The organism is Heliobacterium mobile (assembly GCF_009720735.1).
GTDB lineage: Bacteria > Bacillota > Desulfitobacteriia > Heliobacteriales > Heliobacteriaceae > Heliobacterium > Heliobacterium mobile.
In genome coordinates, this window is sequence record NZ_WNKU01000109.1 from 1 (window position 1) to 874 (window position 874).

Here is an 874-nt window from a genome sequence, read left to right on the forward strand (position 1 = left end):
CGATGTCCGGATATAACTCCGGACGGGTTGCCCCATTCGGGTATCTACGGGTCTACGCCTGCTTGCGGCTCTCCGTAGCTTTTCGCAGCTGTCCGCGCCCTTCTTCGCCTCTCAGCGCCTAGGCATCCACCGTATGCCCTTACTAACTTGACCTTGTTTTGATCATGACTTCTGCCTGCGACTTGCGTCGCCTGGCATTCGCCATGTATCGCTTGCGCTTTACTTTTTACCTCTGTGCAGTTTTCAAGGAACAAACTTCTGCTTGCGCAGAAAAATGATGGTGGGCCTAGGTGGACTCGAACCACCGACCTTACGATTATCAGTCGTACGCTCTAGCCAGCTGAGCTATAGGCCCATATTCGCCTGACAAGGTTTATCTTGTCAGGTTTTCGCCGGTTACCCGGTCAATCTGGCAACGACCTACTCTCCCAGGGACCAACGTCCCAAGTACCATCGGCGCAGGAGGGCTTAACTGCCGTGTTCGGGATGGGAACGGGTGTGACCCCTCCGCCATTGCCACCAGATCAGTTTGTAGTTGTTGAGGTCCATCCGGTTCGTCACCGGAGTTAAGAGTTTACTATACCCGGTTAAGCTTTTCAACCGGTAAGTTTCTCCAGTCCCTCAAAATCAAACAGTTGTGTAGCGCTGCGTGCTAACCTTTCCGTTCGTACCTCTCCCATCTAGTCGCTTACGAGATTACCTCGCTTGCACTGTAGGGAGGTCTCCGTCCGGTTCGACCTCGACATCTCACTGCATAGAGGATACATCCCCTTCACTAGAAAACTAGCAAGGTTCATCCTCTACCGTGACGAGTCTCCATAGAAAGGAGGTGATCCAGCCGCACCTTCCGATACGGCTACCTTGTTACGACTTC

At 53.0% G+C, this 874-nt stretch carries 1 tRNA gene and 3 rRNA genes; all 4 read right to left on the minus strand.

The features are described from left to right. Positions 1-153: ribosomal RNA gene (locus GJ688_RS19980) — 23S ribosomal RNA — on the minus strand; the annotation flags it as partial. Positions 154-278: 125 nt separating this feature from the next. Beyond that, positions 279-355, minus strand: a tRNA-Ile gene (locus tag GJ688_RS19985). Between the two features lie 52 nt (positions 356-407). Continuing rightward, positions 408-524: ribosomal RNA gene (rrf, locus tag GJ688_RS19990) — 5S ribosomal RNA — on the minus strand. Positions 525-822: 298 nt separating this feature from the next. Continuing rightward, a 16S ribosomal RNA gene (locus GJ688_RS19995) occupies positions 823-874 on the minus strand; the annotation flags it as partial.